Below are 17,510 nucleotides of genomic sequence, written 5' to 3'. Positions count from 1 at the left end.
TCAACTGTTATTAATTAAAGCTCAAAGAGTTAATCACCTGTTGATATGCTCTGCGGTAGATAGCATCATCATTACCAGAGCCAATTTGAGATAATGTGACAACAATGATATTAGAGGTTTTCGGATTAACTAAAACGGTGTGCTTGTTTTCATACAAACCACTAGATTCAAATTGGAGGGCGTTTTGTCCTGCTATTTTTACAGTACTAAATTTTTTGGGTGCTGCAAAATCCTGACTTTGTTTAATCCAGTTTTGTAAAGACAAACGTCGAGGATTATAGTACACTCTAACCTGTGCATTTGCTGGGTATTCCGCTCCACCTTCATAAGCTCCTGCTTTGATTTTCTGAGCGTGTTTTTTATTCCAAATATCAATAACTAACAAATTCAAGTTAGAACTGGGTCGAGTAGTTTTATGATCAATTACAAAATCCTGGAGAGAATAGTTAAACCTCAATTTGAAAGTATTATTTCTATAAGCACCTTGATTTTGAGCAACTAATTTTTTGCTAGTTGTTGCTGGTTCAATACTTGTCGTTGTCGCACTAAAAGATGGAACGGGATAAGATGCGATCGCTACTGCTGCTAATACAACCACCGACACAGGACTAAAAACCCATTTTCGCATAAGTTGAGAGTTGAATTTCATACTTTACTCCTTCTAACTCAATGATTGAAATTTCTTCTTGCTTATATCTCCAATACCAGCAAAAGCATTTTCGTAAATTCCAGGAAATAATCTTTAATATCTATCTTTCGGATGATGCCTTTAATCTGGTTTAATGAATCAAGAACAATAAGATCACCGACTTCTTTGTTGATCTTGTCAATTATGAATTGATGTCAGAAGTTAGAGTTTTGGGTTAATGCTATATATCCTGAGTAGTTATGACTGATAAACGCTTATATCATATAGGTTTTGGAAGGGAAGATTTAGGTTCACTATCTCCCACGATGGCATTATTATCAGGTGATCCGCAACGTGCTGGTTTTATCGCTCACACCTATTTACAGGATGTGCAGGTATTATCAGAAAATCGCGGACTGCATAGCTATGTGGGACATTTACCCAATGGTAAACCGATTTTATCTGCAACCAGTGGCATGGGTGCGCCTTCTTTAAGTATTGTGGTAAATGAATTAGTGCAAGTAGGTATTCAAAAAATTATTCGTATTGGTACTTGTGGCTCAATTCAACCCCATATACCCGTTGGTAGTATTGTAATTAGTAGTGGGGCTTTGTGTCGTCAAGGTGCAGCTAATGATATTGCACCTGTGGAATATCCAGCAGCAGCAGATCCGTTTTTAACTGTGGCTTTGGTGAAAGCAGCACAAGAATTAAACGTTGAGCATTATTTAGGAATTACTGCTTCAGTTGATACTTTTTATGAAGGACAAGAACGGACTGATTCAGCTAATCCTAATTTAATACGTAAGCTAGAAGGAATTACAGAAGAATATCGAAAATTAAATATATTGAATTATGAAATGGAAGCCGGTACACTCTTTAAAATGGCAGGTGTCTATAATTTTGCTGCTGCTGCTGTTTGTGGTGTAGTTGCTCAACGCACTGTAGCCGAAAATATAATTTTCACTAGCAAAGATATAGCCATAAGTAATGCGATTTTAACCGCAATGCGTGTAGCTAGTGAATAGATATATCCCCGACTTAATACTTGTCGGTTAAGCTCAAAAGAAGGAAATTATGTAGGTTGGGTTGAGGAACGTATCCCTTCGGGACACTACGTGTTCGCAAAGCGTGCTGTAAGCATACACGCAGTGTGCCGAAGGCATAACCCAACATTTATAAGCTTTTGTTGGGTTGCGCTGTCGCTTAACCCAACCTACAAAAACTCTTAACCGAACAGTATTCCCCGACTTCTCAGAGAAGTCGGGGATCTGAATACAGTAGACTCGATAAATTATTAATTAAGCCAAAAAAGATTCTAAACTCGGCACTTTCACCCACATTTTTGACTCATTTGATTGATGCGATAAATCCATCAATAATTGTGAATAAACTCCTTCTTTCAAAGATGGTGTAATTTCCTGCTGCGTTTCAATTCCTTGTACCCATTGATCTACAACCCGAAGAAATGCACAAATCCGACCATCAGCATAATGTTGAGGAAATAATAATTGTTGAGGAATTTCCATTTCTGTTAAAGGTTGACCAGGTTGAGAACCCCAAACATGAAACCCGTGAATATAATCTTTTTGATGCTCACTGCCTAAAACTAATGTTCCTTTATCTCCATAAACTTCTATCCAATGGGGTCTAGCTGCATGAACAACTGCACTAATAGAAACTTGGCAAGGTGTACCGTTTGCTAATTCCAGAGATAACAGACAATTATCATCTGTATTTACTGCTTTTAACTCCCCATTTGCTGGATCAATTCTTTGGGGAATAGCTGTATTTAAATAAGCATTTAATTTACTAACTGATCCAAATAACCAGTGAATATAATCAAAAGCATGGGAACCTAAAGAACCCAATGCACCACCACCTTTTTCTTGAGAAGAATACCAATTCCAAGGACGGGAAGTATCAGCGCGAGAAGAACCTAACCAGTCAATTTTAATTAGGCGCAAATTACCAACATATCCTGAAGATAGAAGTTGGTAAAAATATTGCCATGCTGGAACAAAGCGAAATTCAAAATCTACAGTGGCAATGACACCTTTAGCTTTTGCTAATTGATAGAGTTCTTTAGCTTCAGTTGCATTTAAAGTGGTAGGTTTTTCTAATAACAGATGTTTACCAGCTTCTAATACTTGTTTGCCCATTTGATAATGTAAAAATGGCGGTGTCGAAATGCTAACTGCTTGTACTTCTGGTAAAGCGAGAATTTCGGCTAAGTTGTCACTAGCATGGGGAATATTATTAGCTGTGGCAATATCTTGAGCTTTATTAATATCTCGATGATAAACGGCGGTTATCTTGGTTTGGTGATGTGCTTGAAACGCGGGAATATGCACTTTTTGACCAAATCCAGTACCGACAATTGCAACCCCAATCATATTTATGTTTTAATTTTTGCTAAATTTACCTATAATTATTGTACTAAATATTGTTTATTTTTAATAAAATAAAAGTTTGTATTTAGGGCTTTAGACTTTAAAATCTTACAATAGAGCGATAAATCGCTCACTACAAACAAAATCACCAAAAACTTAAGCCAAACTATGTCTGAAAAAAAACTTCTAAATCCTTGGGATTATAAACCTTGGTGGTGTCAACCTTGGTCAATTATGCTCACAGGTTTAACATTGATTAGCGGTAGCTGGCTGATATTTAAACTTATCTGGCTGACAATTCTCGTTGCTATCCCGCTATTAATTTGGATGGGATTCTTTTTATTAATCTGGCCACAACTGATGATTAAAAGTGGCATTTTAGAGCAAAAAAGTAATGAGTAATTACCCATTACTTCTTCTGTGACTGTCACCTGTCACCTGTCACCTATTAATTTACCACTTGGCTACCATGACTACGGGGATCATCTTGATTACCACCAGCTGATACTGGGGCTGAAAATTTGGAAGTTTTGCCACTCATTTGAGCATAGGGAAGGGGAGAACCTGTCATCAAGGCTTCTAAATTGCTGGCCATGACGGCACGGGGTATATCACCAATAGCTTCTGCTATACCTTCTCCTTGCTTACCCAAAAAGACAAAATGGGGAATGCCATCTACTCGATATTTCAGCATTTCTGGCAACCATTTGGTATTATCTACATTCAGCATGACAAAATTTAGCTTGTCAGCATATTGTTGTTTGAGTTGAGCCATATCTGGAGCCATTTTTTGGCAGACTGTACACCAATCAGCATAAAATTCAACTAAACTGGGCTTATCATTGCTAACAGCGACTTCTAAGGGTGTGGATGCTGCATCGAGTTGGGTGAGAGAAACTGAGGTTGTCTGGGTTCGCAGTCCTAAAAATAGCGCCGCACTCAGAATGATCGCTACAATGACAATTAGGAGGTTTCTTACACGTCTCCCAAAGTTAGATTCAGGTTTAGTGGGAGTATTCACAGTTTGATCTGTAGTCATATTTAATTTATTACAACTTGTTAAGCATGGTTATTATTTAGTGTACCAAAACCCAGTTTTTTACCCATGAAAAAACGAGTCACCCTGACTTTTCCTAAACGTGCCATTCAAATGCCTGTCACCTACCGACTGGCAAAAGATTTTAACGTTGCTGCCAATATTATCCGCGCTCAGGTTGCCCCCAATCAAATTGGTAAATTGGTTGTGGAATTATTGGGGGATATTGATCAGCTGGATGCGGCTATTGAGTGGATGCGATCGCAACATATCAGTGTTTCCCATAACTTAGGTGAAATTGTGATTGATGACGATCTGTGCGTTGACTGTGGCTTGTGTACTGGGATTTGTCCGACTGAAGCCCTTTCCCTCAACCCAGAGACATATCAACTCACCTTCACGCGATCGCGTTGCATTGTCTGTGAACAGTGTATTCCCACTTGTCCGGTACAGGCTATTTCTACCAATCTCTAAAACTGCTCAATTTCGCTGCTTTGATGTGATTTTTTTCATGAATAGCTCAAATTTCACCTCAGTTAAATATAATATATAGTTACAAAAATAATGGAACAGATTTAAACGTGGAAATTCCTATTAAAACCGAATTTATTATTTTTGAATTTGTATAAGTATAGTTGATGTAAGAAGCATAATTTTTAAGAAAAATCAAGTATCTTTAGAGATAATAAATCAAATAACAAGCAGCAAAAGTTGTTAAAAAAGTCTATAAAATAATAGGTGTCAATTTTTCACTAGTGCTATGATGCAAAAACCTGATTTGGATAGTTAATTTTTATCAATTATGAATTTAGACACCAAAACAACAATCAAAACTCTAGGAGATTGTGCATATCAAGCAATCGAAAAACACTTTCACAAAACCCTAAAGTGGGAAAAATCAGTTAAGAAAGACGAAGATCCGGAAGGACTACACCAAATGCGTGTAGGAATGCGTCGTCTACGTACAGCAGTGAGTCGGTTTCAGCTATCTTTAAATCTACCCAAGTCTGCCAGCGATAAAAATATTGGTAAAATTGCCGGAATACTAGGAAATCTCAGAGATTTAGATGTCCTCAAAGAGATACTAGAAAATAATTATAAACCACATTTATTACAGCAAGAACAAGCATATTTAGAAATAGCTTTCTCTGCTTTAGCTAAACAACGTGAAGCTGCTTTTTCTCATGTTCAAAAAACATTAAAGGATGAAAATTATAAATCTTTCAAAAAAGACCTTCAGCAATGGGTAGAAAAACCTATTTATCAACCATTAGCATCTTTACCCATTCAACAAGTGCTACCTGATTTACTGTTACCAGAAGTCAGTAAATTTTTATTGCATCCTGGATGGATGATTGGGACTAAAGTTGTAAACTCAGAAGTGATTGTTCAAAGCAACTGGACACCGGAACAGTTAGAACAACATCTCAAAACTCAAGGTGAAACTCTTCATGATTTGCGAAAACAAGCCAAAAGAGTTCGCTATCAGATGGAATTATTTACTGATTTATACGGTGAATCTTTTGCAGCACATATTTCACAAGTAAAACATATACAAGAAACTTTGGGTAATCTGCAAGATAGCATGGTTTTAAATGAATGGCTTGAGAATATTTTTAAATCAGAAATTAATAAGCAAATTAGTGGAATAATAACTTTATTAGCTGCCAACCGTTACCAGTTATGGCAGCAGTGGCGACCAATTCAAGAAAAGTATCTGAAAGCTGAAACTAAACATCAATTTCATTTAACTGTACTACAACCATTGCAATCTTCAATCGTAAATCCAGAAATCCAAAATGGAGAATTGCTCTGAAGTATGAATTAGGTGTAGAGACGTTCTATATATATAACGTCTCTAGACTCAAGAATAAAGGGGTTAGTCAAGCTAACCAATTAATTTCTGCCAAGTCATTGCCCCGACAATTCCATCAGGCGTTAAACCATTTTGCTGCTGAAATCTCTTAATTGCTGCTTCTGTCTGAGAACCATAAATACCATCTGGAGTAGCACCTACACGATATTGCAAGTATCTCATTATCGGTCCACTGGTTTGACTTCCTTGGACTAATCGTTTTGATAGTATCTGATTGATGGCATTCCATGTGGTGCTAGTTGCCATTCCCGTCGGGATAATTCCTACAACCCTCTGAAACTTTTCTACAGCAGAAGTTGTTGCAGGTCCGGTAAAGTTATCTTCAACCAAACGCCTATTATTTCTATCAGTTATTTGCAGTTGATTTAAGGCTTTTTGTAGTCGTAGAATACTGGTATCTGTATTCTGTTCCTCATCTCGGACTGTGTTCACAGGGGCAGATGCTACTGTTACTTTACCCGTTAACCCTTTAACAATAGCATTGGCCATTGCTTCACCATCATAGAGTTGCATATCTTTGGCTGAATCTATAAAGCAACATTCTATGAGAATTCCTGTCATATTTGTATTTCTAATCACGTACAAGTGAGAACCATTCTTGACACCGCGATTAAAAAATCCTAACTGAATAATTTCATTTAATACAGGTTGGGCGATTTTCTTGCCAGAATCACTCATGGCAAATACTTCAGTACCATTAGCTTTGCCATTAAAGGCATTAAAATGAATAGAAACAAAAACATCGACTTTGTTCCTATTAGCTATATCACAACGTCTGCCGAGAGATTGACCTACTGAAGTCGCACTATTTGGTGTACAAGATATTGCTGTATGACCTAAGCTTTCTAACTTAGCTATAACTTTAGTACCTACTTCTTTAGTTAATTTATCCTCAAATTTAATTCCACTGGCTCCAGTATCTGGAGGGCAATTATGCCCCATATCAATTCCAAATTTCATGGTGTATCCTCAAATTACTTTCACAAAATATGAGTTAAGAAAAGCTGCTTTCTTGGGTGTTTTTTCTAGTTAGAAAACACAAAATTATAATATCACATATCATAATTGGTGAAAATTGGCAGTAACTAGATATTTATGTAATCACAATATAACTTGTATATTTCCAATTTCCGTAAAAAAAATATTTTACTCTCTAGGTAGATATTCCCCCCATTAGCCCATAACAATGTTTAAGATCAAAGTAAAGAAAGATTTCGTAACTGAGTGGCATGAAACGCATAGTCTTGATAGCTGGTTTTGAATCGTTTAACGCTGACTTGTACAGAAAAGCGGCTTTTTTGGCTAGTTCTCGCTGTCCTGAGTTAGATATTCGGGTGTTTAGCGATCGCGATATTACCACCAAGCGCGATGAGGTGAAAACAGCACTCCAAGGTGCAGATGTGTTTTTTGGCAGCTTAATATTTGACTATGAGCAAGTTTTGTGGTTGCGGGAACATATCTCTACTATCCCTATCCGGCTTATTTTCGAGTCAGCACTAGAATTAATGAGTTTAACCAAGATAGGCGCATTTTCCATCGGTGATAAACCCAAAGGAATGCCAAAACCCGTTAAATTCATCCTTGACAAATTTAGCAATGGTAAAGAAGAAGACAAACTCGCTGGTTACATCAGTTTCCTGAAAATCGGACCCAAGTTATTAAAATTCGTCCCAGTGCAGAAAGTCCAAGACTTACGCAACTGGTTAATTATCTACGGATACTGGAACGCAGGAGGAACAGAAAACGTCGCTGCTTTATTCTGGATACTTGCGGAAAAATACTTAGATTTAAAAGTCGGTGACATCCCCCCACCTATTGAAACCCCCAACATGGGCTTACTGCATCCAGACTATCAAGGGTTTTTTACATCACCACGTGAGTATTTACTATGGTATCAAAGAAGGGAACAGGGAACAGGGAACAGGGAACAGGGAAGAAAGAATTCACCAGTTATTGGAATTTTACTTTATAGAAAGCACGTCATTACTAAACAGAATTATATTCCCCAACTAATTAGAAAATTTGAAGCAGCGGGTTTAATACCTTTACCAATTTTTATCAACGGTGTAGAAGGTCATGTAGCGGTACGAGACTGGATGACAACCGACTATGAAACCCAACAACGTCAACAAGGAAATATTGAAACTCCGTCTCTTTCTCCCGAAGCAGTCAAAGTTGATGCGATAATTTCTACCATTGGTTTCCCCTTAGTTGGTGGCCCTGCTGGTTCAATGGAAGCAGGACGACAAATAGAAGTAGCTAAACGCATTCTTACAGCTAAAAATATCCCTTATATTGTTGCTGCACCTTTATTAATTCAAGATATTTATTCATGGACTCGTCAAGGAATTGGCGGTTTACAAAGTGTTGTATTATATGCCTTACCAGAATTAGATGGGGCAATTGATACTATTCCCCTTGGTGGTTTAGTAGGCGAAAATATTTATTTAGTTCCTGAACGAGTACAGCGTTTAATTGCTAGGGTAAAAAGCTGGGTTTCTCTCCGAAAAAAACCAGCAGCAGCAAGAAAAATCGCCATCATTTTATATGGGTTTCCTCCTGGTTATGGGGCGGTAGGAACTGCTGCATTATTAAACGTTCCTCGCAGTTTAATTAAATTACTTCATGCACTCAAAGCACAAGGTTATACAGTTGGTGAAATTCCTGAAGATGGAGAAGAATTAATTCGCCAAGTTAAAGCAGTAGATGAAGAAATGGAAACATGGGCAGAAAATAAACCTTTCCCGACATCAGCTAATACTGTTAATGCACGTAAATTGGAAAAATGGTTAGGATATCTCCGCACTTCTCGCATTGAAAAACAATGGAAATCTTTAACAGGTACGGGAATTAAAACCTACGGTGAGGAACTACATATTGGTGGTGTGCAGTTAGGAAATATTTGGATTGGTGTCCAGCCACCTTTGGGGATTCAAGGTGATCCAATGCGGTTAATGTTTGAGAGAGATTTAACTCCTCATCCCCAATATGCAGCTTATTATAAATGGTTGCAAAATGATTTTCAAGCTGATGCTATTGTTCATTTTGGAATGCACGGAACTGTGGAATGGTTGCCGGGTTCACCTCTAGGAAATACTGGTTATTCCTGGTCGGATATTTTGTTAGGAAATCTACCCAATTTATATATCTATGCTGCGAATAATCCCTCGGAATCAATTTTAGCTAAACGTCGCGGTTATGGTGTGTTGATTTCTCACAATGTACCACCTTATGGTCGCGCTGGTTTATATAAGGAGTTGGTAAATTTACGAGATTTAATTTCTGAGTATCGGGAAGATCCACAAAAAAATTATGTGCTGAAGGAAGGGATTTGTAAGAAAATTGTTGATACTGGTTTGGAGGTAGATTGTCCTTTTGATGATGCTAAAAAATTAGGTATTCCGTTTACACCGGAAAATGTGAGGATGTTTAGTGGTCATGCTTTTGATCATTATTTGGTGAAGTTGTATGAGTATTTGCAGGTTCTAGAAAATCGTCTCTTTTCTTGTGGTTTGCACGTTTTGGGAGAAGCACCAAATCAGGAGGAGTTAACTGGTTATTTGGATGCTTATTTTGGGGGAGAGAATGAACCACGTTCTGCGAAGCAGTTCCCGCAGGGTAGGGACGAAGAACACGAAGGAAGAGAGGAAGAAGGAAGAGAAGAAGAAAGAAAGGAAATTACAAGGTTATTAAATCAGTCTACTGATGAGTTAACTAATCTTTTGCGGGGTTTAAATGGTGAGTTTATTCCTCCTGCACCTGGTGGGGATTTATTAAGAGATGGTGCGGGTGTTTTACCAACAGGACGCAATATTCACGCTTTAGATCCTTATAGAATGCCTTCTCCTGCTGCTTTTGAAAGAGGTAGAGAAATCGCTAAGAAAATTATTGATCAACATTTAGACGAAAATAAGAAATATCCGGAAACTGTGGCGGTTTTATTATGGGGTTTGGATGCTATTAAAACTAAGGGTGAGTCTCTTGGTATTCTCTTAGAATTAGTTGGTGCTGAACCTGTGAAGGAAGGAACTGGAAGAATAGTAAGATATGATTTGAAACCTCTTTCTGAAGTGGGACATCCGAGAATTGATGTGTTAGGAAATCTATCAGGTATTTTCCGTGATAGTTTTGTGAATATCATTGAATTATTGGATGATTTATTTCAACGTGCTGCGGATGCTGATGAACCAGAGGAACAGAATTTTATTAGAAAACATGCTTTGTCTTTAAAAGCGCAAGGTGTGGAAAATTCTTCAGCGAGATTGTTTTCTAATCCATCGGGTGATTTTGGTTCTTTGGTTAATGATAGAGTGGTTGATGGTAATTGGGAATCTGGGGATGAGTTAGGTAAAACTTGGGAAAGTCGCAATGTGTTTAGTTATGGTAGACAGGATAAGGGACAAGCTAGACCGGAAGTTTTACAGACATTATTAAAAACGAGCGATCGCATTGTTCAAGAAATAGATTCGGTAGAATATGGTTTAACTGATATTCAGGAATATTATGCCAATACCGGCGGTTTGAAAAAAGCCGCAGAACAGCAAAGCGGGAAAAAAGTTACAGCTAGTTTTGTAGAGAGTTTTTCTAAGGATACCACCCCCAGAAATTTAGATGATTTATTACGAATGGAGTACAGAACTAAGTTATTAAATCCTAAATGGGCTGATGCAATGGCTAACCAAGGTTCTGGAGGTGCTTTTGAAATTTCCCAACGCATGACGGCGTTAATAGGTTGGGGTGGAACTGCTGATTTTCGAGATCATTGGGTTTATGAACAAGCCGCAGATACCTATGCTTTAGATCCAGAAATGGCGGAAAAATTACGCAAAGCCAACCCAGAAGCTTTTAGAAATATTGTCAGCAGAATGTTAGAAGCATCGGGACGCGGTTTATGGCAAGCTGATGGAGATAGGTTAGAAAAATTGCGTAAGTTGTATGAGTTGAGTGATGAAGAACTGGAAGGAGTGAAATTTGTGTAATTACAAGCAGGGGAAACGCATCTTATCAATAAGGACAATTTAATCTCAATAATGAGCAAAATATTCGCATTAATGCCTACTTATTGACAATGCTCTAGTCCATCACTATGACTCTAAAAAAATCAATCAAACTATAAATTGGGATTTCTTCGTTTGTGCATCAAAACGGTATTTTGTCAATAAAATTTAGATGCGTTTCCCCTGTAATTACAAGGTAACTTAGTATGAGTAAAAACTTTTTGCTCCTTCTTTGATTTTACAACCTTAAATTTGAATTCTTACGTATTTATCTACGTTTTTCTGCAATAAAAGCAGGTCTAAAACTTGAACCCATAAATATATGAATTAAGCTTGGAATACCAATAGTTTGTACGTGATCAAATCCAGCCTCTTCTAAGAGTTGTACAACCTGGTGATGTAAAAAAGTATGTGGATGAGCTTTCACTAAAATTTCATCCTTTGCTATCCTACGCAAGATATACTCAAACTTAATTTGTCCAAGTATTGATCTACAGTCCACCCCTACTAATATTTGTCCCCCGCTTCGTATAGATTTATAAGCATTACGTAAAATTAACAATGGATCTTTTACATGATCTAAAACATTATAAATAATAACAGTATCAAATTCTTCCTCATATTCCATTTGTTCTCCAGATTTCTGAATGTAATTACCCTCTTCACTAAGGCTACTTATCCAATCAATAAATGGTCTAGCCCATATCTGTTGGATTAGTGATGATTCCGTTATTAAAGTCCGTGCTAACGGCTCTAACTTTACTAATTTTTTGATTTTATGTTTTTCTGGATAAAAGGAAGCAAGACTAATTCCCAGTGGTCCCACACCAATTTCAAGAATTTCTTTATCATCAAATAGATATTGAAGCTGCTCCTGACTAAGGATACTCAAGAAATCTGGTTTTTCAGTGCATATCCTCAACAGTTCAGTAATATTCATTCCATCCCAATATTGAGACTCTGCCAATTGAGCAGCTTGCCATCTAGCTTGTTTTACTGTGGTCATAGTTAGTTACATTACTTAGCTAAATAAATTGCTTTCATTGAGTTAAATATTAACTTCAATCTTAGATTTAGCAATACCATATGCAACTCTAAAGGGGAGCATCCCATTTTTTAGAGCGATACCCCTTTATCTATAAGGTTTTTAGCATAAATAAACGTTATTTTCTTTCTTTCAAGCGTCTAGTTAATCTGACGTATTTATCATATCTATCATATCTATCCTTCTACTGTATCAATTCATCTTTAAGCTATCTTGCGGGTTAGCGTCGTTCAGCCATCTTTCCTGAATGCTGTCAATCATTTCTTTTAGGAATGTAAAGCTGTATACCATTTATTACGTATATACACGATTCATTTTTCTGATAAATGCTGATAAATGATTTAAATTTTATCTTGTAAAGCCGTTTAGCATATTTTATGTACTTAGCTGGTGAGATTCTCCACTTCCTTAAATCAACCTTAACCCAAAAACACGGGCGTATAAATTAAATCTTTGCTAAACTAAATTTACAACTGTTCATAAACATAGATTAAAATCAATCATCATCTATGTCCTCAGTCAATACACCCTCTAAACCCAGACAAAATTCTGCATTTAAGCACCTAATGTCTATCCATTGGTGGATGTCAATTGGTTATTTAATATTATTTGTAACTGGAACATCTATGGCCAGGTTGCCAAGAGAGGTTTTTATTCGTCCCTCTCTTTATGATTTTCATAAATCAATCGGCGCTTTAACAATGGCTGTACTCACTTGGCGAATTTTAGTATTGTTGCGTGTTTGGTGGCGCAAATATACAAAAAAATTTCCTAAATTTTCGACCGAATGGTTTAAAACTGTTGCCCTGCATACCAGTTTATATATCTTTATGTGGGCTGTTCCTATCGCTGGCTTCTTACTTTCCAACTCTTATAAAAGTAATAATGTCAAATTTTTTGGTATTCTTTTACCTGATATCTTCCCACAAAATTCAGCAATGGTAGAAATCGGTAGAAGTCTTCATTTCTGGTTAGCCTATACATTTTTGGCTTTTATTATTCTACATTCAATCCAACAGAAAAAAGTAGTGCGATCGCTCTGGCGCAAATTCACCAAAGCTATCACATTGGGCAATACTTTATCCAGTAACTAATAAATTACCATCCCATCATTCAGCTAATTATTAGCTAATTATTTTTCATGTTCCTGTTGGTGATTATGTGTGGTGTTATCTGCTTCCAATAACCTTGACATAAATACATCTGGTTTTCTACTCATCACAGATACAACTTTATCAATGGCAATGACTTCACTGGTTTTGACCACCATTTCCCACAAAGTATCTTCTTCTGTCTCTTTGTTGTGAGTTCTGTGTTTAAACCACAGCAAATCATCTACAACCCCGATGATAGTAGCAAAATACCACTTATCTCGTATTAGTAACCATATTTCTTTCTCTACGTAGGTTTGGAGAATAGATTTCATAATAGAATAGGTTAGATAACAAAAAGTTATTGCGCTACATACTACTTTTGATAGAGAAAATATAACAAGCGTAAATTTACTTAAATTAAAAATAGTATAATAATACTACTATACAGAAAACCTCTGGGCATTGGTAAATACTGGAGGGAAGTCGCTTCGACTTAAAAAAGGTAATACCCAGATCCCTGACTTCTTAAACAAGTCTGGATGTATCTCCTGAGTGAGAGTTTTATGTTTAATTATGTTGACCTACTTAATTATAAATTATAAATTATAAATTATTTTTTACCTAATTTACTCAGTAATTGCCGAATCACGTCAGCGTCTTCAGCGTCGGGAACCTTAGTCAGATAACTTTGTAAATCCTCTACAGCTTGGGTAAAGTAACCAAGTTGATAATAAAGCAAACCTCTGTCTCTCAGTTCTAAACTGACACCAGGAAACAACAGCAAAATTCGTTCTACTACAGCTAGAGTTTTTTCTAAATCCTGCTGTTTTAGGTAAATATATTTCAAATTAGTCAGCATCCGCGCTAAAAAATGCCGCTTACTCACTACTGCTAAAAATTCTGGTTTCAAAATTACCGCTTGCTGATAAATTTGTGATAATCGTTCCTGGCAGTCTTGAGGAAACATCACCTCACCACCATTGAAAGCATCCACAAAAATCTCTATATCTGCAACATCGGGACGGATGAGGAAATGTCCGGGCATTCCTATTCCCACCATCGGAAAATTAAGGCGTTTTGCTACCTCAATATAAACTAACCCTAAAGTAATAGGAATACCTGTTCTGCGTTCAATCACATCATTAAAAAAGCTGTTACGCGGATCATAATAATCTATTTTATTACCTGTAAAACCCAATTCATCGTATAAATACTGATTAATATTTTGAATTATCCGCAAAGGATAGCGGGAAGATGGCAAGCGTTCCTCTAACTCCGTTGCCATTGTATCCAGTGAATTTAAGTATTCTTCCGGCTCAAGGTCGGGATATTCTTCCTGGGCAATATATAAAGCCGCCCTGGCCAAGTTGATGGACTCGTCAGGTTGTTGAATTTCTTGGTAAAAATGCTGTCGTGCTGACGAGAAATTCATAAATGATTATACGGTAAAGGGATGAAGCGACTGGGAGCAAAGTTAATACTTACTTTCTATTTTAGGTGCTGGAGAGGATTTGGAGTAGAAAACCACCAAAATCAACAGCTTTTCAATGGACTCTCCTTAAAATAATATTATATTTACATTAGCTTCATCATTTCTTTAAATATCAAACTCTTTTAATCTGTCGGTAGATAGTAGGCTGTACACTCTACTACGTAAGTGTTTTAACGGTTACTCCCAATATTTAGTAGCTTTTTCTAATAGTGAAATTTCTATGAAGTAGCTGAAAACGGGTTTACAGGCATTACAAAGGTATATTATTATGCGGATACGAAGAAAGGTGACAAAAAGCCTCATCAAACTTACTAGAACAATTAATTTCTTATGTGGTACTACCTGCAACTTATTAATGCTTAACTAGCAACCTTACATACACTAAGGAATTTTGTTCTGGGTATATCAGGTATCAATAAGAATTACTGTAACCAACCTCTACCATTTAAATCTGAAAATGAGCGCCAACATGAAAATTTCTAACCTGTTCCGTGGAACACTTGTAGCAGTAACTTGTGGTTTGTCAGTTGTAGCTATTTCCACATCTGCTTCTGCTGCCCAAACTCTTGTAGATTTGGAACTTTCCCTCCTGACTGACGTATCTGGAAGCGTAGTTCTCTCCGAATTTAACCTGCTAAAACAGGGCTATGTAAATGCTTTCGCAAATCCTGACCTTTTCAACAACTTCATTTCTAAGGGACAATACGGCAAGATTGCAGTTAACTATATCTACTGGTCCGGTGCAAGTGAGCAACAAGAAACTATAGGTTGGACTTTGATTGATAGCGTAGCAGCTTCACAGAACTTTGCTAACCTGATCAATACAGCAGCGCGTCCTTTCAGTGGTTTAACCGCGCCTGGTTCGGCAATTAATTTCGCCACACCCAAGTTCTTCAATAATGCCTTTGATGGAACTCGTCAAGTCATCGACGTGGCTGGTGACGGCGCTCAAAACGCTGGTGCTAACACACTTGCTGCCCGAAATGCTGCTCTAGCGGCTGGTGTTGATGCCATTAACGGTATAATCATTGGTGGTGAGTCTGGACTGGCGAACTTCTATCAAAATAACATTGTGGGCGGGATTAATGCTGATGGTAGCCCAGCCTTCCTCAAGACAGCTACTAACTTCCAAACCTTTGGTGAAGCCATTGACCAGAAACTTAAGGCTGAAATTAAACCTACTACTGTTCCTGAACCCGCTTCCCTCATCGGTATCTTAGGCTTGGGTGCTTTTGGCGTTACCTCACTCCGCAAACGCAAGCAAACCGCAATTTAACGCATATATTTATTCAGCACAAATAAATATAATTCAATTCCTGCCGTGTCAACACCAGACATGGCATTTCTGCTTTTGATACCAAATATGCCCAACTTGTTCAAGTAATTGGGGATCTACTCTTAAGAATGAATTTAAGGCGAAGGTGGAGTCCTTCAATGCTAACCTAAAAGATGATATTACTTGAATTCAGGTCTTTGACGACCAACTCTGAAAAATAGCTTTGCTGTCTTGGAGATTTGAGATTAGTGAACTGCTTGCAGCATCGCTTCGCTACCGCTATCTAAAATTTCCAGGATTTTGTATAAAACTTATCCTTTGAGGTATTCAAAAATCCGCAGTTATCGATTGTGACACCTGGGGGTGCGGAATGTGGGATATATGATAATATCTATGTCTATTAGATTATGACTTTTTAGTTTAAATCATAGCATAAAAATGATATTAATTGTCTCGCTTTAATAAATAAATTATTTACATTAGCTTCATCATTTCTTTAAATATCAAACTTCTTTAATCTGTCGGTAGATAGTTGGCTATACACTTTACTACGTAAGTGTTTTAACGGTTACTCCCCATAATAGTAGATAATAGTAGCTTTTTCTAACAGTAAAATTTCTATGAAGTAGCTGAAAAAGGGTTTACAGGCATAGAAAACTTATTATGATAAGTAGTATCGAATAGATCAACAAGAGAAGAGGAAAATAATACTATGAAGTATGTAAATTTTTTGAAAAATTTGTCAATAGTGGCAGCAGCGGCAGTAAGTACAACCGTAGCTCTAGGCGGTCAAAGCGCGGCTTCTGCTTTCACTGTAACTCAAAATAACAATCCTAATGATTTGCTCAACTCATTGTTAGGGTCTAATACTAGTGGACTTAGTGGCTTCACTGTGACAACCACAGGTAATGCAAATGCGTTTGGCTTGTTCAATAATGATCCATTTGGTTTGGGTTCTGGTGTAGTTCTCAGTACAGGAAATGTTGTAGATGTAATCGGACCAAATGATACATCTAGCAAAACAACCTCTTATGGCACACCAGGTGACACTCCCGGCTCTTTCGACTTAGCTCAACTAGATATATCCTTCTTTGCAGACAATACAGTAAGCAATGTCTTCTTTGAATATGTGTTTGGTTCCGAAGAGTTTTTAGAGTACGCAGGTAGCCAGTTTAACGATTCCTTCGAGCTTTTATTAAACGGAACAAACTTAGCACTTTTAGCCAACGGTAACTTCGTCACTATCAACAACCTGGCAAATAGCCCTAGTGGACCTTTCAACCCAGCTTACATCAACAATACTGGTAACGCTACACAGTTAGATGGATACACCACAAATCTTACTTTTCAGGGTGCTGTGAATAAGAATGCTGTAAATACTCTCAGTATCAAAATTAAGGATGTGGGTGATAGTGTTTTGGACTCTGCTGTGTTATTGAAAGGCGGTTCTATTAGTGTAGTACCACCCAAAACAACTCCCGAACCTGCTTCCCTGATCGGTATCTTAGGCTTAGGTGCTTTTGGCATTACCTCACTTCGTAAACGCAAACAACAAGCCGCCGTTAAAGCATAAATCTATAACTAAATATAATTCAATCCATGCCGTGTCAACACCAGACATGGCATTTTTGCTTTTGATACCAGAGATCCTCGACTGCGGGAACAAGTTGGGG

General features: G+C 37.3%; 15 protein-coding genes. 8 read left to right on the top strand and 7 right to left on the bottom strand.

All coding sequences use genetic code 11. The annotated features are described in order from the left end of the window. Positions 1–10: 10 nt before the first annotated feature. Positions 11–649: a hypothetical protein gene (locus tag H6G06_RS18375; RefSeq protein WP_190562730.1), complete on the bottom strand. Its 639-nt coding sequence runs from the start codon at positions 647–649 to the stop codon at positions 11–13. A gap of 239 nt (positions 650–888) precedes the next feature. Between H6G06_RS18375 and H6G06_RS18370 the strand changes: the two genes are divergently transcribed. Further along, on the top strand, positions 889–1,656 hold the full coding sequence (locus tag H6G06_RS18370) for a nucleoside phosphorylase (RefSeq protein ID WP_190562729.1): 768 nt from the start codon (positions 889–891) through the stop codon (positions 1,654–1,656). 273 nt (positions 1,657–1,929) lie between these two features. Here the strand turns inward: H6G06_RS18370 and H6G06_RS18365 are convergent, their stop codons facing one another. Then, complete coding sequence (locus H6G06_RS18365; protein WP_190562727.1) at positions 1,930–3,024, bottom strand: Gfo/Idh/MocA family protein; 1,095 nt, start codon at positions 3,022–3,024, stop codon at positions 1,930–1,932. 165 nt (positions 3,025–3,189) lie between these two features. Here H6G06_RS18365 and H6G06_RS18360 point away from each other — a divergent pair, with 165 nt between their 5' ends. After that, positions 3,190–3,423, top strand: a complete 234-nt coding sequence (locus tag H6G06_RS18360; protein ID WP_190562725.1) for a DUF6737 family protein — start codon at positions 3,190–3,192, stop codon at positions 3,421–3,423. 46 nt (positions 3,424–3,469) lie between these two features. Here H6G06_RS18360 and H6G06_RS18355 read toward each other — a convergent pair whose 3' ends face one another. Then, positions 3,470–4,060, bottom strand: coding sequence for a thioredoxin family protein (locus H6G06_RS18355; protein WP_190562723.1), 591 nt, complete (start codon positions 4,058–4,060; stop codon positions 3,470–3,472). 66 nt (positions 4,061–4,126) lie between these two features. Here H6G06_RS18355 and H6G06_RS18350 point away from each other — a divergent pair, with 66 nt between their 5' ends. Both H6G06_RS18350 and H6G06_RS18345 read left to right on the top strand, forming a co-directional pair. After that, entirely contained in the window at positions 4,127–4,531 is a 405-nt protein-coding gene (locus H6G06_RS18350; protein ID WP_190562721.1) for an NIL domain-containing protein, read from the top strand. A gap of 328 nt (positions 4,532–4,859) precedes the next feature. Then, positions 4,860–5,873 carry a CHAD domain-containing protein gene (locus tag H6G06_RS18345; RefSeq protein ID WP_190562719.1) on the top strand — a complete coding sequence of 338 codons (1,014 nt, stop codon included), beginning with the start codon at positions 4,860–4,862 and terminating at the stop codon, positions 5,871–5,873. 72 nt (positions 5,874–5,945) lie between these two features. Here H6G06_RS18345 and H6G06_RS18340 read toward each other — a convergent pair whose 3' ends face one another. After that, complete coding sequence (locus H6G06_RS18340; RefSeq protein WP_190562717.1) at positions 5,946–6,893, bottom strand: N-acetylmuramoyl-L-alanine amidase; 948 nt, start codon at positions 6,891–6,893, stop codon at positions 5,946–5,948. Positions 6,894–7,162: 269 nt separating this feature from the next. Between H6G06_RS18340 and bchH the strand changes: the two genes are divergently transcribed. Continuing rightward, a complete protein-coding gene (gene bchH / locus H6G06_RS18335) occupies positions 7,163–10,912 on the top strand; it encodes a magnesium chelatase subunit H (protein WP_190562715.1) in 3,750 nt (1,249 codons plus the stop codon). Between the two features lie 286 nt (positions 10,913–11,198). Here bchH and H6G06_RS18330 read toward each other — a convergent pair whose 3' ends face one another. After that, entirely contained in the window at positions 11,199–11,936 is a 738-nt protein-coding gene (locus H6G06_RS18330) for a class I SAM-dependent methyltransferase (protein WP_190562713.1), read from the bottom strand. 548 nt (positions 11,937–12,484) lie between these two features. Between H6G06_RS18330 and H6G06_RS18325 the strand changes: the two genes are divergently transcribed. Then, positions 12,485–13,069, top strand: a complete 585-nt coding sequence (locus H6G06_RS18325; protein ID WP_190562711.1) for a cytochrome b — start codon at positions 12,485–12,487, stop codon at positions 13,067–13,069. A gap of 38 nt (positions 13,070–13,107) precedes the next feature. Here H6G06_RS18325 and H6G06_RS18320 read toward each other — a convergent pair whose 3' ends face one another. Next, positions 13,108–13,401 carry a hypothetical protein gene (locus tag H6G06_RS18320; protein WP_190562709.1) on the bottom strand — a complete coding sequence of 98 codons (294 nt, stop codon included), beginning with the start codon at positions 13,399–13,401 and terminating at the stop codon, positions 13,108–13,110. 278 nt (positions 13,402–13,679) lie between these two features. Continuing rightward, a complete protein-coding gene (locus H6G06_RS18315; RefSeq protein ID WP_190562707.1) occupies positions 13,680–14,501 on the bottom strand; it encodes a SirB1 family protein in 822 nt (273 codons plus the stop codon). A 517-nt stretch (positions 14,502–15,018) separates the two neighbouring features. Here H6G06_RS18315 and H6G06_RS18310 point away from each other — a divergent pair. Further along, a complete protein-coding gene (locus H6G06_RS18310; protein WP_242039764.1) occupies positions 15,019–15,837 on the top strand; it encodes a DUF1194 domain-containing protein in 819 nt (272 codons plus the stop codon). A 712-nt stretch (positions 15,838–16,549) separates the two neighbouring features. Then, positions 16,550–17,410 carry a choice-of-anchor L family PEP-CTERM protein gene (locus H6G06_RS18305; RefSeq protein ID WP_190562705.1) on the top strand — a complete coding sequence of 287 codons (861 nt, stop codon included), beginning with the start codon at positions 16,550–16,552 and terminating at the stop codon, positions 17,408–17,410. The last annotated feature ends 100 nt before the right edge of the window (positions 17,411–17,510 follow it).

Origin of the sequence: Anabaena sphaerica FACHB-251, from assembly GCF_014696825.1 — a bacterium.
GTDB lineage: Bacteria > Cyanobacteriota > Cyanobacteriia > Cyanobacteriales > Nostocaceae > RDYJ01.
The sequence above is the reverse complement of the archived record's forward strand: the minus strand, read 5'-3'. Positions and strand labels throughout refer to the sequence as shown.